Annotated in this window: 17 protein-coding genes; 5 read left to right on the forward strand and 12 right to left on the reverse strand. The window is 71.4% G+C overall.

All coding sequences use genetic code 11. From position 1 onward, the window contains the following. Positions 1 to 12: 12 nt before the first annotated feature. Positions 13 to 1,980 carry a GDSL-type esterase/lipase family protein gene (locus tag DEU35_RS01270; RefSeq protein ID WP_116238396.1) on the reverse strand — a complete coding sequence of 656 codons (1,968 nt, stop codon included), beginning with the start codon at positions 1,978 to 1,980 and terminating at the stop codon, positions 13 to 15. Between the two features lie 133 nt (positions 1,981 to 2,113). Between DEU35_RS01270 and DEU35_RS01275 the strand changes: the two genes are divergently transcribed. Beyond that, positions 2,114 to 2,725, forward strand: a complete 612-nt coding sequence (locus DEU35_RS01275) for a DedA family protein (RefSeq protein WP_116238397.1) — start codon at positions 2,114 to 2,116, stop codon at positions 2,723 to 2,725. Between the two features lie 60 nt (positions 2,726 to 2,785). On the opposite strand, the gene DEU35_RS01280 is transcribed toward DEU35_RS01275, so the two are convergent. The 3 genes from DEU35_RS01280 to DEU35_RS01290 all read right to left on the reverse strand — a co-directional run bounded on the left by DEU35_RS01280 (position 2,786) and on the right by DEU35_RS01290 (position 6,306). After that, a complete protein-coding gene (locus tag DEU35_RS01280; RefSeq protein WP_116238398.1) occupies positions 2,786 to 4,498 on the reverse strand; it encodes a VWA domain-containing protein in 1,713 nt (570 codons plus the stop codon). A gap of 61 nt (positions 4,499 to 4,559) precedes the next feature. Then, positions 4,560 to 5,495 carry an ATP-binding protein gene (locus DEU35_RS01285; protein ID WP_116238868.1) on the reverse strand — a complete coding sequence of 312 codons (936 nt, stop codon included), beginning with the start codon at positions 5,493 to 5,495 and terminating at the stop codon, positions 4,560 to 4,562. Positions 5,496 to 5,544: 49 nt separating this feature from the next. After that, positions 5,545 to 6,306: a fructosamine kinase family protein gene (locus tag DEU35_RS01290; protein WP_116238869.1), complete on the reverse strand. Its 762-nt coding sequence runs from the start codon at positions 6,304 to 6,306 to the stop codon at positions 5,545 to 5,547. A 46-nt stretch (positions 6,307 to 6,352) separates the two neighbouring features. Here DEU35_RS01290 and DEU35_RS01295 point away from each other — a divergent pair, with 46 nt between their 5' ends. Next, complete coding sequence (locus tag DEU35_RS01295) at positions 6,353 to 7,135, forward strand: DNA/RNA non-specific endonuclease (protein ID WP_258027965.1); 783 nt, start codon at positions 6,353 to 6,355, stop codon at positions 7,133 to 7,135. A 152-nt stretch (positions 7,136 to 7,287) separates the two neighbouring features. Here DEU35_RS01295 and DEU35_RS01300 read toward each other — a convergent pair whose 3' ends face one another. From DEU35_RS01300 to efeU, 6 genes are all read right to left on the reverse strand, one after another. Further along, a complete protein-coding gene (locus DEU35_RS01300; protein WP_116238399.1) occupies positions 7,288 to 7,887 on the reverse strand; it encodes a bifunctional 2-polyprenyl-6-hydroxyphenol methylase/3-demethylubiquinol 3-O-methyltransferase UbiG in 600 nt (199 codons plus the stop codon). Between the two features lie 206 nt (positions 7,888 to 8,093). Beyond that, complete coding sequence (locus DEU35_RS01305; protein WP_103210376.1) at positions 8,094 to 8,738, reverse strand: CE1759 family FMN reductase; 645 nt, start codon at positions 8,736 to 8,738, stop codon at positions 8,094 to 8,096. Between the two features lies 1 nt (position 8,739). Next, on the reverse strand, positions 8,740 to 9,972 hold the full coding sequence (locus DEU35_RS01310; RefSeq protein WP_103210374.1) for an LLM class flavin-dependent oxidoreductase: 1,233 nt from the start codon (positions 9,970 to 9,972) through the stop codon (positions 8,740 to 8,742). 145 nt (positions 9,973 to 10,117) lie between these two features. Then, positions 10,118 to 11,413 carry an iron uptake transporter deferrochelatase/peroxidase subunit gene (efeB, locus tag DEU35_RS01315; protein ID WP_396652083.1) on the reverse strand — a complete coding sequence of 432 codons (1,296 nt, stop codon included), beginning with the start codon at positions 11,411 to 11,413 and terminating at the stop codon, positions 10,118 to 10,120. Positions 11,414 to 11,415: 2 nt separating this feature from the next. Further along, positions 11,416 to 12,645 carry an iron uptake system protein EfeO gene (efeO, locus tag DEU35_RS01320; protein ID WP_103210372.1) on the reverse strand — a complete coding sequence of 410 codons (1,230 nt, stop codon included), beginning with the start codon at positions 12,643 to 12,645 and terminating at the stop codon, positions 11,416 to 11,418. Positions 12,646 to 12,708: 63 nt separating this feature from the next. Continuing rightward, on the reverse strand, positions 12,709 to 13,665 hold the full coding sequence (gene efeU, locus DEU35_RS01325; protein WP_116238400.1) for an iron uptake transporter permease EfeU: 957 nt from the start codon (positions 13,663 to 13,665) through the stop codon (positions 12,709 to 12,711). A 217-nt stretch (positions 13,666 to 13,882) separates the two neighbouring features. Between efeU and DEU35_RS01330 the strand changes: the two genes are divergently transcribed. Next, positions 13,883 to 14,899 carry an isopenicillin N synthase family oxygenase gene (locus DEU35_RS01330; protein ID WP_103210368.1) on the forward strand — a complete coding sequence of 339 codons (1,017 nt, stop codon included), beginning with the start codon at positions 13,883 to 13,885 and terminating at the stop codon, positions 14,897 to 14,899. A 320-nt stretch (positions 14,900 to 15,219) separates the two neighbouring features. Here DEU35_RS01330 and rpsO read toward each other — a convergent pair whose 3' ends face one another. Continuing rightward, positions 15,220 to 15,489, reverse strand: a complete 270-nt coding sequence (gene rpsO / locus DEU35_RS01335; RefSeq protein ID WP_013583433.1) for a 30S ribosomal protein S15 — start codon at positions 15,487 to 15,489, stop codon at positions 15,220 to 15,222. Between the two features lie 237 nt (positions 15,490 to 15,726). On the opposite strand from rpsO, the gene DEU35_RS01340 reads away from it, so the two are divergent. After that, positions 15,727 to 17,061, forward strand: coding sequence for an MFS transporter (locus tag DEU35_RS01340; protein WP_258873301.1), 1,335 nt, complete (start codon positions 15,727 to 15,729; stop codon positions 17,059 to 17,061). A gap of 70 nt (positions 17,062 to 17,131) precedes the next feature. After that, positions 17,132 to 18,079, forward strand: coding sequence for a DMT family transporter (locus DEU35_RS01345; RefSeq protein ID WP_396652078.1), 948 nt, complete (start codon positions 17,132 to 17,134; stop codon positions 18,077 to 18,079). A gap of 92 nt (positions 18,080 to 18,171) precedes the next feature. On the opposite strand, the gene DEU35_RS01350 is transcribed toward DEU35_RS01345, so the two are convergent. After that, positions 18,172 to 18,732, reverse strand: coding sequence for a YceI family protein (locus tag DEU35_RS01350; protein ID WP_103210365.1), 561 nt, complete (start codon positions 18,730 to 18,732; stop codon positions 18,172 to 18,174). Between the last annotated feature and the right edge of the window lie 36 nt (positions 18,733 to 18,768).

Consider the following 18,768-nt stretch of genomic DNA (forward strand, 5'->3'; position numbering starts at 1 on the left):
CGCACTCGAGACTCAGACCGCGTCGGCGCGCAGCCGGTCACCGCGGGTCGGCAGCTCGACGTAACCGGTGTGCTTGGCGACGACCCCGTCTCCGGCGGTGCGCCCGCGCACGCGTCGCCACAGCCACGGCAGGGCGTCGCGCGTGAGCCAGGTCCCGCTCGGTCGCTCGGCGTCGTCGGCGTGCAGAGCCTCGTCGAGGCCGAGCAGCGCTCGCGCATCCGGTACGCCCAGCGCCTCCGCGGCCCGGTAGGCGACCAGGCGGTGTCCGGCGGAGCTGAGGTGCACCAGGTCGTCGGCCCACATCGGCGCCTCACCGATCTCGCCCACGGCCTCGAGGTCGAGCAGGACCGCTCCCTGCTCCGCGGCGATGCGGCGCAGGTGCACGTTGTACGCCGCGAAGCGCCGAGCGAAGATGCGGGCCGCGGGCCGCTGCGGAAGGAACGTCGTGACCAGCAGCACGTCCGCGCCGCCGCGACGAAGCGCCCGCACCGCCGACTCGACCTCGGACACCAGCGCCGGCAGCACGGGGGCGGGACCGACGAGATCGTTCGCCCCGATGAGGATCGACACGAGATCGGGCTTCAACTCGAGCGCGGCCGGGATCTGCTCATCGATCAGATGCCGCACCCGCCGGCTTCGCACGGCGAGGTTCGCGTAGCGGAACGGCCCCTGATCCGTCGTGCCCGCGAGCAGCTCGGCGAGGCGGTCGGCCCACCCGCGGAACTGGCCCGACGGCATGCGCGACGCGTCGCACAGCCCCTCCGTGAGCGAGTCGCCCAGCGCCACGAAGCGCGTCCACTGCCCCCGGGTCCGGGAGGTCGCGGTGCCCGCCGGTCGCGGGCTCGTGCGCCGCAGCAGACTGTCGTCGACGCGACGGAGGGCCACCGCGTCGTGGTAGTGCTCGATCAGTGCCCCGGTCAGCGCCGACCACGTCCGACCCTCCACCGAACCGCGCGCCGCGCGCGCGAAGGCACGACGCTTCGCCTCGTCTCCCACGAGGTCCGCCACGCGCGTCCGCAGATCGCCGAGGTCGCCGGGTCTGTACAACCACCCGTCCACGCTCGAACGCACGAGATCCAGCGGTCCCCCGACCCCGGTGGCGACGACCGGGACACCGCTCGCGAGCGCCTCCTGAATGGTCTGGCCGAACGTCTCGCTCTCCCCCGGATGGACGAACACATCGAAGCCCGCGAGGGTCGATGCGAGCTGCGAACCGCCCAGGTGGCCGGTGAACACGGCATCCGGGATCGCCTTCTCCAAAGCGGGACGCGACGGTCCGTCACCCACGATCACCAGGCGCGTGCCGGGCAGATCGGCGAGGGTGCGCAGGTCGTCGACCTGCTTCTCGGGGGCGAGGCGGCCCACGTAGCCGATGATGCGTTCGCCGTTCGGGGCGATCCGCGCGCGCCACGCGTCGTCGCGGCGCTCGGGGGCGAAACGCACGGCATCCACTCCCCTGCCCCACCGGCGGATGCGGTCGACCCCGAGCTCCTCGAGCTGCCGGGTCGAGGCCGACGAGGGGGCGAGCGTGAGGGTCGCGCGGCGGTGCAGGCGCGAGACGTGCCCCGCGACCAGGGCTGTGGCGTGCGGAAGGCCGTACTTCTGCGAATAGGCGACGACATCGGTCTGGTACACCGCGACCGAGGGGATCTTGAGCGCGTCGGCGGCGGCCAGCCCCTGCCAGCCGAGGACGAAGGGCGATGCCAGGTGCACGACGTCGGGATCGAAATCGCTCAGCAGCGCGCCCAGGCGTGCGGCGCGGGCGAACACGACACGCACCTCGGGGTACGACGGCAGCGGCACGGAGCGCAGCAGCTCGGTGCGGGCTCCGTGCAGGTCGGCGGTGACGTCGCCGGACTTGGGGGCGATCACGAGCGTCTCGTGTCCCGCCTCCGCCAGATGGCGCAGGACATGGAGGACGGAACCGGTGACCCCGTTCATGTGCGGGAGGAAGGATTCGGCCAGCAGCGCGACTCTCACGTGACCAGGGTGGGGTGCGCATCGGCATCGCGGGAGCTCGGGGAGCCCGACGTTCGCGATGTTCACCGGATGCTCTCCTGGGGGTCACCGCCGCGTCGGCGGGGCGTCTCGATCGGCGGCGGAGAGTGACGGAATGGACGGAGTCGACGCCTGGCTGCAGGCGATCGCGGCGAGCCCCTGGGCCCTGCTCGGCATGGCGGTGCTCGTGTTCGCCGACGCGTTCCTGGTCGTCGTGCCGGGAGAGGCCGCGGTGACGGCGTTCGGTGCGTTGGCGGTGTCGCACGGGACACCGCCGTTGGCCGGGGTCATCGTGGTCGCGGGGCTCGCCGCTTTCGCGGGAGACGCCTGTTGCTATCTGGTGGGGCGCATCGTCGGCGTCGAACGCTGGGCGTGGATGCGTGGACCCCGCGTGCGCGCGGCGCTCGAGTGGGCCCGGGCGCGCCTCGAGCGCAACGCCGCCGTCGTGCTGTTCACGGCGCGGTTCGTGCCCTTCGCCCGGCTCGCCGTCAATCTCGCGGCGGGGGCCGCGCGGGTGAATCCGGTGCGCTACCTCGGCGTCGCGGCGCTGGCGGCTCTGGCGTGGGCGGCGTACCAGGCGGTGATCGGTGCGGTCGTAGCCGCGGTCGTGCCGGGCGGACCGGTGGTCGCGGTCGTCGTGTCGATCGTCGTCGCGGTCGGGATCGGCGTGGGCATCGATCTCGTGCTGGCGCGGCGGGCGCGACGCCGGTCGAGCGTCGAGGCGTGACGGCCGCGCCGGTGGGCGCGGATGCGAGGCCGGGATGCCTCGGCCCGGGCCCCTCGTCGTTCAGCCCGGAGAGACCGTGACTCCCGCGGCGCGGAACGGGGCGAGCGTGCGTTCCAGCGGTGCCCACCCGCGGGGATCGAGCGGTACGAACACGGTGCGCGCGGCGCGCGCCGTCGCGCGATCGAGCTCGGCGCGAAGATCGGCCGTCGCGGTCGACGGGTCTGCGCGTCCGACGAGGTCGACCGTCGCGTGACCATCGCTCACGATCACGAGACGGCAGCGCTCGCGCGGTGCGTCCCCGAACTGCTCCAGAGCGCACCTCACGGCATCCGCGAGGGGTGTGCCTCCCCCGCCTTCGGCGCTCGCGCGCTCGAGAGCCGCGCGGGCGCGGGAGGTCCGGGCGGTCCGTTGCTGCACCACACGCGAGAACGACCCGGCCGCGAGCACGATGCTCACGTCGCCCCGGTCCCGGTACACGTGCGCGAGGGCAGCGTCCGCGACGCGGCGCGCGTGCGCGGCTCCGGCCGTTCCCATCGACGACGAGCCGTCGACCACGATCACCGTGTGCGATGCCGTGGGCTCGTTCCGCAGACGCCCGCGTAGGTCGTCGCGATCGAGGGCGAGCTCGCCTGTCGCGCCGGTCGTCGCGTGCCGGCGCAGAGCGCGTTGCAGCGTGGGGAGGATCGCGATGCGCCCGCCCGCCCTCTCCAGGGCGACGACGCGACCGGGCCGGCCCCGACCGCTACCCGCCCGCATTGCACCGCGGCGTGCGCTCCGCCCCGCCCGCACCGTCGCTCGCACCACGGTGTCGCTCAAAGTGGGGTCGGCGAGCGCGACGGCACGCGCGGAGGGGTTCTCGTCGGGATCGTGGGTCGCCACACCGGCTTCGGGCGCCCCGTCGGCCGACGCGGTGGCGGGCGCGGCTTCGGACGTCGGGGCACGCGGGTCGCCCGCCTCGCGGAGCGCCTCGCCGCCGTCCTCAGCGGAGGCGTCGGGAACTTCCTCCGCGGCCTCGTCGGTCGCGGGATCCGGGTCCGCCGACGCGTCTTCTCCGCCGTCGCCGGCCTCGGGCGCGGCGGTTTCACGCGCATCCGCGGGCTGCTCCTCGCCCCTGCTCCCTCCCGGCCCCGTCTCTCCCTCGCCGTCGTCGGCGGCATCCCCTTCCGAGGCCGCCGTCGACGCACCGGACGGGTCACCGGCAACCGTCCCGTCCGGCTCCTCATCCGACGCGCCGTCCGCCCCTCCGCCGTCGCTGTCGCCGTTCGGCCGCATCGCCCGCCCATGGGGGACGGCGACCATCGCGCGCACGAGGGTGACGGGGTCGCCTTTCCATCCCTCCGCGACGAGGGTGGATGCCAGGACGCAGGCCGCGACGTCGATCGCTCCGTCGCGCACACCGTGCGACGCCAGCACCCTGATCACACGACGCCACAGCCCCGCTTCGTCCTCGCCCGCCGGCCTCCGCCCCGGTGCCACTCGTCCGCCCACGTCGACGACGGCGGTGCAGAGGCGGCGCACGGTGGGGGGCAGCGTCGCCCCCTCGAGGCACAGCGCGAGGACCCGGGCGGTCTCCGGGGACGGCGCGTCCGCATCCGCTCGCCGAACGACCCGGGTGGCCTGCGGACGCAGAGAGCGGAAGACCTCCTCGGCGCGCTGGGGGTCACCCCTCAGTGCGAGACCGAACGGAGCACCGGAGCGCCACGCCTCGATCACCGCGTGAGCAGCGGGCGCGAGGGGGATGTCTCCCGCGATCTCCGCGCGGAGCTCTGCCACCCCACCATCGGCGCGCGAGCCGGTCGCGGCGACGGAGCGATCGGGGGAAGCGATGCGCGTCTCAGGCAACGCGCCGCCCCAGCACCGCGGTCGCGGCGACCCGCACGCGGGCGGCGGCGGCCGATACCGGCTCGAGGGCGGTGCGGGGCGTGCGGTGCTGCAGAGCGGGAACCGCCACGGCGGCGAGGTCGTGGACGGTGACCGCGGGGCGTCCCGCGAGCGCCGCGGCCGCCCGGGCGGCCCGCACGAGGACGAGTTCCGCGCGGTGCCCCACCGCTCCCGCGTCGACGCAGAGGCGGACGGCGGCCTCGAGCAGGTCGTCTTCGAGGTCGACGTCGGCGCACCGGTCACGAGCGAGGCGGATCCGCGCGGCGAGACGTTCCTCCCGCTCGGCCCACTCCGCGAGGAACCCGCGCGGATCGCGCTCGAACGCCAAGCGTCGGCGCACGATCTCCCACCGCTGCTCGACGTCGCGGATCGTCGCGACCGGCGTCGACAGTCCGAAGCGGTCCTCCAGCTGGGGGCGCAGCTCGCCCTCCTCGGGATTGCCGCTGCCCACGAGCACGAACCGCGCGGGGTGCGTGTGACTGATGCCGTCGCGCTCGACGGTGTTCACCCCCGAGGCGGCGACGTCGAGCAGCAGGTCGACGAGGTAGTCGTCGAGCAGATTGACCTCGTCGATGTACAGGATGCCGCCGTGCGCCGCCGCGAGCAGGCCCGGTGCGTAGGCGATCTCACCGCGGAGCGCCCGGTCGATGTCGAGCGATCCGAGCACACGGTCCTCGCTCGCCCCGAGCGGCAGGTCGACGACCGGCATGTCGAGGTCCTCCCGCGCGAGCAGTTGAGCGAGCCCGCGCACGGTCGTCGACTTCCCCGTTCCGCGGTCGCCCAGCGCCAGCACGCCTCCCACTGCCGGATCGACGGCGCAGAGCGTGAGAGCGTGTCGCAGACCGTCCTGACCGACGACGGCGGTGAAGGGGAAGACGGGTGACGTCATGGCATCCATCATATTGATAATGCTTCTCAATATGAGGATTGCGCGCGCCTCACGTCAACGCGATCGTCCGCTCCGCGGCACGGACGAGCGCCCGCCCGTACGAAGCGCCGTGGCCCGCCGCGTGCACCGCGAGCGGGTGCAGCTGATGGAGCGGCACACGGGCCCGCCATCCCTCCCGCAGGGGGTGTGCGGTGTCGTACGCGGCAAGGATGTCGTCGAGGAACGGACACCCGAACAGCTCCAGCATCGCGAGGTCGGTCTCGCGATGCCCGCCGTGCGCCGCGGGGTCGATCAGCACGACGCCCTCCGCAGCCCAGAGCACGTTGCCCGCCCACAGGTCGCCGTGCAGGCGGGCGGGCGGTTCGTCGTCGTCGAAGGCGCCGTCGGCGATCAGGGCGCACGCCCGTTGGACGACCTCGGCACCGGATGCCGACAGGTTGCCCGCCGCGACCGCGATGGGCACGAACGGCTCCACGCGTTGAGCCGCGTAGAACGCACCCCAGGTCGGTTCGGGACGCGCGGGTTGCGGGCGCCGACCGATGAAGACGTCCCCCTCCCATCCGGGCGGCGGTGAGCCGAAGGCGTCGGCCCCGGCCGTGTGGGTCGCGGCGAGCGCCGCCCCGAAGTCCGCCGCCGCCGCGCGCATCGGCGCGGCCTCCGCGATGCGCTCGAGGGCGATCCGGTCGTCGCCGACGGCGATGACCCGCGCGATGCGCGCTCCCCCGGCCGCCGCGAGCCACCGCAGCCCCGCGGCTTCCGCGGCGAAGAATCCGGCGGGCGCGTCGGCGCGGGTCTTCACGAGCTGTTCCATCGCCCCAGTCTGTCGCGATGTCGGATGTCACCGGCACGATGGAGGTATGAGCGACGGCTACGATCCGGACTTCCTCGGCATCCCCCTGCTGCTTCCCGCGCCCGCCGCGGCGACCACGCGGCTCGACTATCCGAGATTCTCGGTGCTGCTCGACGAACGGCGCCGATTCGCGGCGGTCACCGGCGTCGTGATCGACGGCGCGACCCTGCGCGAGCAACCGCGGACGGGCGAGTGGCGTCTCGACCCGCGCGTGCCTGACGACGCGCAGGCCGGACCCGAGGTGTACAGCCGCAACGACCTCGACCGCGGTCACCTGGTGCGCCGCCGCGACCCCGGCTGGGGTTCCGCAGCCGAGGCTCGGGATGCCACCGAGGCGACGTTCTTCTACACGAACGCCGCGCCGCAAGCGGCCGGGTTCAACCAGTCGAAAGAACTGTGGCTCGGGCTCGAAGACCACGTCCTGTCCTACGCCGAGACCACCGATCAGCGGCTGGCGGTGTTCACGGCACCGGTGCTCGACGACGACGATCCGCCGTACCGCGGCATCCGGCTACCGCTGCGGTTCTGGAAGATCGCGGCGTGGCGGCAGGGCGAGACGCTGGCCGCGGCCGGTTTCGTGCTCGATCAGACCGCGCTCGTCGACACGCGCCAGGGGCTGACGGTGCCGCCGCTCGGGGCGTTCCGCACGTTCCAGGCGCCGATCGCCGACATCGCGACAGCGGCACGTATCGACGTCGGCGCCCTGGCCGCTGCCGACACGTTCATCCGACGCGGGCTGCGCCCGATCGCCGCACGGGAGCTGCGGAGCGTGCAGGAGATCGAGCTGTGAGGCGGGACCCGAGGTGGCAGCCAGACACGGGAGGCGTGACATGAAAGAGCGGACACCCGCGGCCCGCGCCCTCGCGGACCTCATCGCGGCGACGAACACGCACGACTTCGACAGGGTCTCCCCTCTTCTCGCCCCCGATGTCGTCTACCGCTTCACTCCCGCACCGCGTGCAACAGCGTGTCGACCGCCGCGGTGGGGTGTCCGTCACGCAGCTCGGCGTCCGCGCTGGTGCGGGTGACCCGCTCGCACCGCTCGATGCGGAACCGCTCGTCGAGCGCACCCCGCAGCAGCTCGGGCGTGTACAGGATCGTCGGGTCGGTCGGGCCGTGGCCTCCCGCGGCGATGTTCTCGACGTCATGGCCGAGGACGACCAGGGTCCCGCCGGGGGCCACCCAGTCGGCGATCCTCGATACGGCCGCCGCGCTATCGGGCAGGTGCAGATAGCACGAGACGACCAGATCGACGGGCGCCGCGGGCTCCCAGTCATGGACGTCAGCGGTGGTCCAGGTGACCGCGTCGCCTCCGGGGCGCGCGGCGGCGAGCGCGAGACCTGCGCTCGAGAAGTCGATGCCCGTGCACGCCCAGCCGCGTCCGGCGAGCCACAGCGCGGTGCGTCCGTCGCCGGTGGCGACGTCGATGGCCGTTCCCGGGGAGAGCGTCGCCGCGATCTCCCGCACGACGGCGGGCGGCTGGGTGGCCCACACTCCCCCGGCGGAGGCGCGGTATCGCTCGTCCCACTGCGCGGCATCCATGTCGACTCCCTCTGCTCGGTTCCCACCCTAGATCTGTGCGGCGACGCCCCGCCGCACGGCCCGTCGCCACACGTTCGGATGCACCCGACAGATGCGGATGCCGGCACCCCACCGCCACGGATCCCCCGCACCGACCTGCCGCGGAGGTGCGGCCCCCGCACGACGAAGCCCCGCCGCCACACGGGCGACGGGGCTTCGGTCGCGGATCACTCCCCCGACAGGCCACCCAACAGATGACCGAACGAACGCCCCTCTCCGAGGTACGACGACGGGTCGAACGGATCGGCGTCGCGCACGGGCTCGCGGGCGGCGATGGCATCCGCGAACTCCCGGGCACCGCGCTCGACGCGGGAGCCGAGCGGGGCGACCTCGTCGGCGTTCGCGCCCCAGTCGCTGGATGCCGCGAACACACCGGTCGGCACGGGGTTGGCGTGCAGGTAGGTGAAGAGCGGGCGGATCGCGTAGTCGATCGCGAGCGAGTGCCGAGCCGTGCCGGCGTTCGCGCCGATCAGCACCGGGATTCCGCTGAGCGCCTGCGGGTCGAGGACGTCGATGAACGACTTGAACAGGCCCGAGTAGCTCGTCGAGAAGATCGGCGTGACCGCGATGATGCCGTCGGCCGAGATGACCGTGTTGATCATCTGCTCCAGCGGCGCGGGCGCGAAACCGGTGAGCAGGTTGTCGGTGAGGTCGTGCGCATAGTCGCGCAGCTCGAACACGTCGCTCGTGGCGTCGATCCCGCGCTCGCGCAACTCGGCGAGAGCCGCGTGGGCGAGCCGGTCGCCGAGCATACGCGTGGACGACGGGGTCGACAGGCCCGCGGTCACGACCGCGATACGGCGGGCGGCCATGTCAGGCACCGACCTTGGTCGCGGCGGCACCGAAGGCGCTGCCCGAGCGCGGGGCGGCGTCCTGGTACGGGCTACCCGCGACCATGTTGTCGCCGCGGTTCGCCCCGGGGACGGCTTGCCGCGGAACGGCACCGGCATAGATCTTCTCGACCTGGTTCGCGTGCGTCGGCGCGTCGGGCACCTCGACCGGACGGTTCACCTGCAGTTCCTTGCGCAGCACCGGCACGACCTCGGAACCGAGGATGTCGAGCTGCTCCAGCACGGTCTTGGTGGGAAGACCCGCGTGGTCGATGAGGAACAGCTGGCGCTGGTAGTCGCCGAACGTCTCACGCATCGCGGCGTAGCGGTCGATGATCTGCTGCGGCGATCCGACCGTCAGCGGGGTCATCTCGCTGAAGTCCTCGAGGCTCGGGCCGTGCCCGTAGACGGGTGCATTGTCGAAGTACGGACGGAACTCGCGCACCGCGTCCTGCGAGTTCGCACGCATGAACACCTGGCCGCCGAGACCGACGATCGCCTGCTGGGGCGTGCCGTGACCGTAGTGCGCGAAGCGCTCGCGATACAGCGTGATGAGGCGCTGGTAGTGCTCCTTCGGCCAGAAGATGTTGTTCGCGAAGAATCCGTTGCCGTAATACGCGGCCTGCTCGGCGATCTCGGGAGTGCGGATCGAGCCGTGCCACACGAACGGGGGCACACCGTCGAGGGGGCGCGGCGTCGAGGTGAAGCCTTGCAGGGGCGTGCGGAACTTCCCCTCCCAGTCGACGACGTCCTCGCGCCACAGCTTGTGCAGCAGGTCGTAGTTCTCGATGGTGAGCGGCAGGCCCTGACGGATGTCCTTGCCGAACCAGGGGTAGACCGGGCCGGTGTTGCCGCGGCCGAGCATGAGGTCGGCGCGACCGCCCGAGACGTGCTGCAGCATCGCGAAGTCCTCGGCGATCTTCACCGGGTCGTTCGTCGTGATGAGGGTCGTCGACGTCGTGAGGATCAGGCGCTCGGTCTGGGCCGCGATGTACGCGAGCGTCGTCGTGGGCGACGACGACCAGAACGGCGGGTTGTGGTGCTCGCCGAGGGCGAAGACGTCGAGGCCCACCTCCTCCGTGTGCTTGGCGATCGTGAGGGTGTCCTTGATGCGCTGAGCCTCGCTCGGCGTCTTGCCCGTAGTGGGGTCCTGGGTGATGTCGCTCACCGTCATGACACCGAACTGCATTCCGGGCCAGTTGCTCGTCTCACTCATGATGCGCCTCCTGTTTGTATGCATCTGAATATACATGGGAGAACGCACAGGGCCGGTCTTTATTCCGCGCCCGCCTCGGGGCCCACACACCCGGGACCCCGCGTCCGGACCGACGCGTCAGGGCCCACGCGTCCGCGCCCGCCCGTCAGGAGCCGAGCAACCCGGCGCCCACCGATGAGCCCGCGGCCGGAGCGGGGGGCACCGCCCACAGCCCCGAGCCGACATGGCGCACGTACTCGTTCATGGCATCCGTCGACAGAGCCTTCTGCACCGTGATGTATCGCTGCGGGCTCTTCTGGAACGACAAGAAGAACAGACCCGCGTTCAGCCGACCGAGGTCGGTCGTGCCGTCCACGAAGTTGTAGCCGCGCCGGAGGAGCCGGATGCCCCCGTTCGTGTCGGGGTGCGCGCGCCGCACGTGACTGCGCGGATCGATCGCCGGGGCTCCCGCCGAACCCGTCGCCGCGAAGTCGGGCGCCGTGAACTCGTCACCGCCCGAGAGGGGAGCCCCTTTCGCCTTGTCGCGCCCGATCACGCGATCCTGCTCGGCCAACCGCGTGCGATCCCACGTCTCGATGAGCATCGAGATACGCCGCGCGACGAGATACGACCCGCCCGCAAGCCACGCCGGACCCTCGGATGCCGACACCCAGACGTTCTCGTCGAGGGCGGCCGTGTCGTCGGCGAGGATGTTGGCGGTTCCGTCCTTGAAGCCGAACAGGTTCCGCGGAGTCGTCTGCTCGGACGTCGTCTTCGAGGTGCGACCGAATCCGAGCTGCGACCAGCGGATCGTGGCGCGCCCGAAGGCGATGCGGCTGAGGTTGCGGATTGCGTGGACGGCCACCTGGGGGTCATCGGCGCAGGCCTGGATGCAGAGGTCGCCGTCGGATCGCAGCGGGTCGAGGTCGTCGCCGAGGAAGGCCGGGAGTCGCTCGAGCCCGTCGGGTCGCTGATCTTCCAGGCCGAAACGCGCATCGAACAGCGAGGGGCCGAAGCCGAAGGTGATCGTGAGGTTGCTCGCGGGAAGCCCGAGAGCCTCCCCCGTGTCGTCCGGCGGCGCCTCGGGAGATCCACCGACGGCTCCCGTGGCGGTGACCTCGAGCCCCTGCATCATGCGAGTGGCGGCGTAGGTCCAGTCCGACAGCAGCTCGGCGAGGTCGTCGCGGGTGGTGCGCGCCATCATGTCGTACGCCGCGAAGTGCAAGTGCTCCTGCACCGGCGTCGTGATCCCGGGTTGATGGATGCCGGTCGTCGCCGCCGCGGCATCCCTCATCGCCTTCTGCTGCTCGAGGGCGTAGGCCTGCCCGCCGACGAGGCCGCCACCGGCACCCACGACGAGTCCCGTGGCGCCGGCGCCGAGCGCCAGCCCCATCAGTCCGCGGCGCGAGAGGCCCGTGGCATCCGGGGCCTTCTCGTCCGAGGTCTTCTCCGCGTCGCTCACGCTCACTCCAGGATCGTCACCGTGAGCTGCGACAGCGGCTCGGCGAGGGCGTTGATGAGGTCGGTGAGCTGTCGCTTGTCGGCCTCGGTGATCTGGCTGTAGGGGACGAAGCCGGCGTCGAGCGAACCGTACTTCGCGAGGGCGGCCTCGAGGTCGGCGTAGCCGCCGTCGATGCGGGTCACCAGCGCGGTGCCCTTGTCGCCCTTCGAGTCGGCGAAGTCGCGCACGAGCGAGAACGCCATCTTCGAGCCCTCGACGTTCGCCGCGAAATCGTTGAGGTCGGTGCCCGACCACCAGTCCTCCTCGCCGCTGATCTTGCCGGTGGCCACCTCGTCGAGCAGCGAGATCGCGCCATTCGAGATGCCCGCGACACCCTGCGCGTCGAGTGCCTGAAGGAAGGCGTCGGAGTGCACGTAGTCGTACAGTTCCTGGGTGTCGGCGACGAGCTTGTCGCCGTACGTCGCGCGCTCGGCGGGGGTCGAGGGCGCCCAGTTCTTCCAGGCCGGGGTCTCCCCGTCGGCGTTCAGCGCATCCTGCGCGGGAACCCAGAGATCTTTCTCGATGCGATGGAATCCGGTCCAGTCGAGCCCCTCGGCCACCGCGTCGACCTCGCGGTAGTCGATGCGCGGGTCGAGGTCGCCCAGTGCCTCGGCGATCGGCTCGATGCGCTCGTAGAACGCCCGCACGCGCGGGAACTGCTCACGCGCGGCGGCGTCGTCGCCCGACTCGTACGCAGCGGAGAAGGTCTGCACCGCGGGAAGGAGCTGGCCGACCTGATCCTTCACGAACGCCGCGTAGAGGTCGACCGCCTGCTGCTTCTGCTCGGCGTCGGGACCATCGACGGCGACCGCGTCTCCGGTCACCGAGAAGCTCGCCTTGCCGACACCGTCGCCGACCATGCCCGGCTTGCAGAGGGTGAAGTAGTCGCCGGGCTGCGCGACGACCGTGAGGTTGCGCGAGGCGCCGGGCGCGACGTTCTCCACCTCGCCGACGATACGCAGACCGTCGGATGCCAGCAGGTAGAACTCCGTGACCTGGTCGGTCTTGTTGCTGACGTCGAAGGCGACGGTGCCGCTGGGCGCACTGGCCGACGACACGGCGCACCCGTCGTCGGTCGAGGTGACCGAGAGAGCTCCGGAGGCGGCGGCGTCGGACTTGGCGACGCAACCGGAGAGGACGAGGACGGCCGCGCCGGCCACGGCCGTGGCCGCGAGGAGGCGAGTCGGGTTCATGATGCTCCGTTCGGAAGGAGGGGTGGATGCCACGGCGTCGGGCACGCGCGCGGCGTCGGGGGTCTACGGTGCGGCGGTCGCCGCGTCGGGGGTCGAGGGCGCGGCGGTGTCCGCGGCAGCGGGCGCGGCTTTCGCGGCGCGACGAGACCGTCCGTTGGCGCGGACACCCCGCACGAAGAGGGGCACGACGATCGCGACGTACGCGGTCCACGCGATGACCTGCAGCCACGTCATCTGCGGCATGAAGCCGATGGTGGCCTGCAGAAGAGCAGCGAGAGGGCCGCCGGGGGCGATCACCCCCGAGACGTCGAACGCCCAGCCGAAGGGCAGGCCCGCCCAGCCGGTGGCCACCAGACCCGTCGCCGCATCGACGGGGGCGCCGGCGCCGAAGGGACCGGGGAGCGCACCGGCCTCCTGCAGGTCGTGGAACGCGTACGCGAGCACGCCCGCGGCCACCACGACGAGGAATCCTCCGGTCCACGTGAAGAAACGCGAGAGGTCGAGGCGCAGCATTCCGCGAGCGATGAGCCAGCCGAGCACGACCGCCGCGGCCAGTCCGAGCAGAGACCCGAGGAGGGCTGTCGGGGCGTCGCCGAAAGACTGCACCATGGACCACAGCAACAGCGTCGTCTCGACCCCCTCGCGTGCGACCGAGACGAAACCGATCGCCACGAGCGCCCAGACGCCGCCGCGCAGCGCCTTGTCGACACCGCCCTCGAGGCCGGCCTTGAGCGTGCGTCCGGCGCGCTGCATCCAGAAGATCATCCACGTGACCATGGCCACGGCCAGCAGCGAAAGACCGCCGCCGAGCAGCTCCTGCGCTTCGAACGTGAGCATGTACGCGCCGAAGGTGAACACCGCACCGATGGCCAGAGCGAGGGCGACGGCGAGCCCGACACCCGCCCACAGGCGCGGCAGGGCGTCGCGCCGGTCGAGGCGCGTGAGGTAAGCGACGAGGATGCCGACGACGAGAGCGGCTTCGAGGCCTTCGCGAAGGCCGATGAGGAAGGTGGCGAGCACGGGCGGATGTTCCGACTTTCGATTCTCGGGTGGAGCCGCGGCGCTGCGGGTAGGTAAGGACAGCCTCACCTGACCAGCACACATTACGCAAGTCCCGGGACGATTCGCACCCCGCCGATCGGCGGGGATTGATCGGCCTCGGCTCGCGAAGAGGTGCCGTCGGTAACCCTCGGCAACATTCCGGCGTGCGCCGGGGGCGACGATCTAGCCTCGACGCATGTCCGACCTGAACCTCCCCGTGCTCGACCTGTCGCTCCTCGACCAGGGCCCGGATGCCGCCGCCCGCTTCCGCGACGAGCTGCGCGCCGCGACCCACGACGTCGGCTTCTTCTACCTCACCGGCACCGGCGTGAGCCCCGAGCTGGAGGCGCGCCTGCTGCAGGCGGCCACGGACTTCTTCGCGCTCCCCGAGGCCGAGAAGCTCTCGATCGAGAACGTCACGAGCCCGCACTTCCGCGGCTACACCCGCGTCGGCGGCGAGCGCACCCAGGGTCGCGTCGACTGGCGCGAGCAGATCGACATCGGTCCCGAGCGCGACGCGATCGACGACCCCGACGGTCCGGGATACAACCGGCTGATCGGCCCGAACCTGTGGCCGTCGGCGCAGCCCGAGCTCAAAGACGTCGTCACCGAGTGGCACGATCACCTCACCGGCGTCGCCCGCAAGCTGCTGCGCGCGTGGGCGCTCGCCCTCGGCGCGGAGGAGCAGTACTTCGACCGCCACTTCGGCGACCCGCAGACCCTGATCAAGATCGTCCGCTACCCCGGCAAAGACGACCCCACGCCCCAGCAAGGCGTCGGTGCCCACAAGGACTCCGGCGTCCTCACCCTGCTCTGGGTCGAGCCCGGCAAGGGGGGCCTGCAGGTCGAGCGCGAGGGAGAGTGGGTCGACGCTCCCCCGGTCTCCGGCGCCTTCGTCGTCAACATCGGAGAGCTGCTCGAGTACGCCACCCAGGGGTACCTGCGCGCGACGAACCACCGCGTGATCTCGCCGCGTTTCCCCGACGAGCGCATCTCCGTGCCGTTCTTCTTCAACCCCGCTCTGGATGCGCGTCTGCCGATCATCGAGTTGCCGGCCGAGCTCGCCGCCGAAGCCCGCGGCGTCGAAGACGACCCCACCAACCCCATCCACGCCACCTACGGCGAGAACGCCCTCAAGTCGCGCTTGCGTGCACACCCCGATGTGGCGGAGCGCTGGCATTCCGACCTGCTCGCCGCGCGCGCGGCATCCTGACCCGCCCACCGCGTGGCCGGCGCCCGCGACCGCTCGCGTGGCCGCGGGTCGCAGGGCCGCGCGGCCGCCGGACCGTGGACCCAGGGCCGCAGGGCCACGCATAAACACCGTCGGCGCCCATAAACGCGTGCACACCGCGTTTATGGGCGCCGATCGCGTTTATGCGTGCAACCCGCTGCACGTGGCCGCGCAACGCCCGCGCGTCGAGACGCGACGACGAGCACGCGCCACGGGGCCACGGCATCCGGGAATGACGAAGGCCGCCCCACACCGTGGGGCGGCCTTCCAAGAATGTTTTGCGCGATAGAACGCTGGTGCGATTAGCGACGCAGACCGAGACGCTCGATGAGCGAGCGGTAACGGTTGATGTCGACGTCCTGCAGGTAACCCAGCAGGCGGCGGCGCTGACCGACGAGCAGGAAGAGCCCACGGCGCGAGTGGTGATCGTGCTTGTGGATCTTGAGGTGCTCGGTGAGGTCCTTGATGCGCTGCGTCATCATCGCGACCTGCACCTCGGGGGATCCGGTGTCACCGGGGTGCGTCGCGTACTCTTCGATGATCGCCTTCTTGACGTCTGCTTCGAGTGCCATAGATGGGATCCCCTTCCTTCTCATTGCGCGGCGCCCGTCACACGATGTGCGAGCTCTCTTTATCCGCGGCCGATCGAACGGCAACCGCATGAGTCTACCAGCATCGGGATGCCCGAACCGCACCGGTCGAGTCAGACCGAACCCGGCCCTGCGGTGAGGTTCTCGGAGGACTCCGGATGCCGGGAGCCGCCGCCGAGCGGCGATCGCGGTGTCGAAGGCCTGGCGTAGCCTCGATCCGTGAGTAAGACCGATCCCGCGGCACCACCGCGCCGTGGCGCCCGCGCGGCGTTCATCGACCTGCGCCCCCTCACCACCTCTCCCGCCTTCGCGCGCCTGTGGATCGGGTCGACGCTCGCCGGACTCGGCGGCCAGCTGACGGTCGTGGCCGTCATGCTCCACGTGTTCGAGCTCACGCAGAGCACCTTCGCGGTGTCGATGATCGCCGTCGCGGGATTGCTCCCCATGGTCGCGGCGGGACTCTACGGCGGCATGCTCGCCGACGCCTTCGACCGACGCACGGTCGCCCTGCTCGCCGCGGTCGTCACCTTCGTCTCGACGGCGCTGCTCGCCGTGCTCGCCTGGACGGGGCTCGAGACCGCGGCCTGGCTCTTCGCGCTGAGCGTGGTGAACTCCGCGGCCAACTCGATCGTCATGGCCACCAAGTCGGCGATCACCCCCCGCCTCATCCCGCGCGATCTGCTGCCCGCCGCGGCCGCGCTGCAGGGGGTCACCGTCGGGGTCATGGTGATGGCGGGCCCCGCCCTGGCGGGAGTGCTCGTCGCGGTGGCCGGCTACGCCTGGACCTACTCGCTCGACGTGCTGTTGATGACCTCGCTGTTCCTCGGTCTGTGGTCGCTGCCGAAGCTCCGCCCCGAGGGCGAGATCGTGCGTCCGGGTCTCGAGTCGTTCCGCGACGGCGTGCGCTTCCTCCGGCGGGCTCCGAACATCCGACTGCAATACATCCTCGACATCCTCGCGATGACCTTCGGACAGCCGGTCGCCCTCTTCCCGGCCATCGGAGCGGTACTGCTCGGCGGCGGGGCGATCACGACCGGGATCCTGACGGCGGCCGTCGCCGCCGGAGCTTTCTTCTCCAGCCTGTTCTCGGGACCGATCGGCCGCGTGCGGCGACAGGGGCTCGGCATCGAACGCGCGATCCAGGCCTACGGCCTATCGATCGGTCTGTTCGGGCTCGTGCTGCTGGCCGCCACCCTGGGCTGGCTGCGTCCCGCGCTCGTCGACGAGACCCACGCGGCGGTCGCGCTCATCGCCCTCGCCGCGGTCGTACTCGCCGTATCGGGAGCGGCAGACAACGTCAGCGCCATCTACCGGTCCACCATGATGCAGGCGGCCGTTCCCGATGCCATGCGGGGCCGCCTCCAGGGGATCTTCATCGTCGTGGTCGCCGGCGGCCCCCGCGTCGGAGCCCTCTACGCCGGCACCCTGGCGACCCTCGCCGCCCTCTGGGTTCCGCCCCTGTTCGGCGGCATCCTGATCCTCGCCCTCGTCGGCACGCTCGTGCGGTTCTCCCCACGATTCCGGCAGTACGACGCCCTCGACCCGCGGCCCTGACGCGGCGGAGGAACCCGCCGGCTGCCGAGCGTCGGCGGATTACGGACGTCGCATCGCCGAAGCCCACGCGATGTCGCACCTCGGCCCTAGGGTCGGAATCGTGGCTCCCTCTCCCGCTCCCTCCCCCTTCTCGATCGCGGTGCAGTTCATCCTCACCGGAATCGTGTGGGGCTCGAGCTTTCTCTTCATCGCGGTGGCCCTGACCGGCATGACACCGGCGCAGGTCGCCGGCGGGCGGCTCCTGTTCGGCGCCCTGGCGCTCGCGGCGATCGTGGCGATCCGTCGTGAACGCCTCCCCCGGGACCGCCGCGTCTGGGGGCACCTGTGCGTACTCTCGATGAGCTTCTGCGTCGTGCCGTTCCTGCTGTTCGCGTGGGCCGAGCAGCACGTGTCGTCGGGCCTGGCGAGCATCTTCAACGCGACGACGCCGATCATGACGGCGATCATGGCGTGGGCGGTGTTCCGCGTCGAGAGACTCCGGGTCGGCCAGCTGATCGGTATCGGGGTCGGCATCGCGGGCGTGGTCGTGATCATCGCGCCCGGCGCCGTGGCCGACGTCGGCGACAGCACGATCGCGCAGATCGCCCTCCTGGGCGCCACCGCCTGCTACGGCTTCAGCCTCGCGTACATGCGCCGCTTCCTCGGCGACACCGGCCTCTCGGGCATCGCTTTCGCGTTCGGCTACATCGGCCCCGCGGCGGCGTTGATGGTGCTGCTGTCGCCGTTCATCCTGGCCGAGCCGATGCAGCTGACCCTTCCGGTCGTCGGGAGCATCGTCGCCCTCGGCGTCCTCGGCACCGGGATCGCCTACGTCTGGAACCAGAACACCCTGCGCGCCTGGGGGCCGACCCGCGCCTCGACCGTCACGTACATCACCCCGGTGGTCGGGGTGGCTCTCGGCATCCTGATCCTGGGCGAGCGCATCTCGTGGAACGAACCCGTCGGCGCGGCGGTGGTGTTCGTGGGCATCCTGCTCGTGCAGCAACGGATCCGTCTCCCCCGACGCGTCCGCACCTGACCACCCGTGCCGCGGCGACGACGAAGGCCCCGGATGCCGAGCACCCGGGGCCTTCGCGATGTGTCAGGTCCGCAGCGCGAGCTGCGGGAAGATCACGCCTGGAGCGCGAGCTGCAGGTCGAGCTCGATGGTGACGTCCTTGCCGACGAGCACGCCGCCGGTCTCGAGGGCGGCGTTCCAGGTGAGACCGAAGTCTTCGCGGTTGACGACCGTCTTCGCGGTGGCGCCGGCCTTGTAGTTGCCCCACGGGTCGGTGCCGAAGCCGCCGAAGTCGAGCGAGAAGGTCGCGGGCTTGGAGATGCCGCGGATGGTGAGGTTGCCGTCGACGAGGAAGTCGCCGTCTTCGACGCGGACGCCGGTGGAGCGGAAGTCCATCGTCGGGTAGGTCTCGACGTCGAAGAACTCCGCCGAACGGAGGTGCTGGTCGCGCCCCTCGTCCTTGGTGTCGACCGACGTGACGTCGACGGAAGCCTCGACGGTCGCCTCGAGGGGGTTCTCGGGAGCGACGATCGTGGCGCTCTTCATGCCGAAGGTGCCGCGGACCTTCGAGATCATCATGTGGCGCACCGAGAAGGTGACCTCGCTGTGCGACGGGTCGAGGACCCAGGTGCCTGCTTTGTAGCCGGGGATGTCGAGGGCGGTGGTGTCGGTCATGTCACTCCTAGAGGTCTGGGGAGCCGTATCGGCGTC

This window comes from Microbacterium sp. AG157, assembly GCF_003385695.1.
GTDB classification, from domain to species: domain Bacteria; phylum Actinomycetota; class Actinomycetes; order Actinomycetales; family Microbacteriaceae; genus Microbacterium; species Microbacterium testaceum.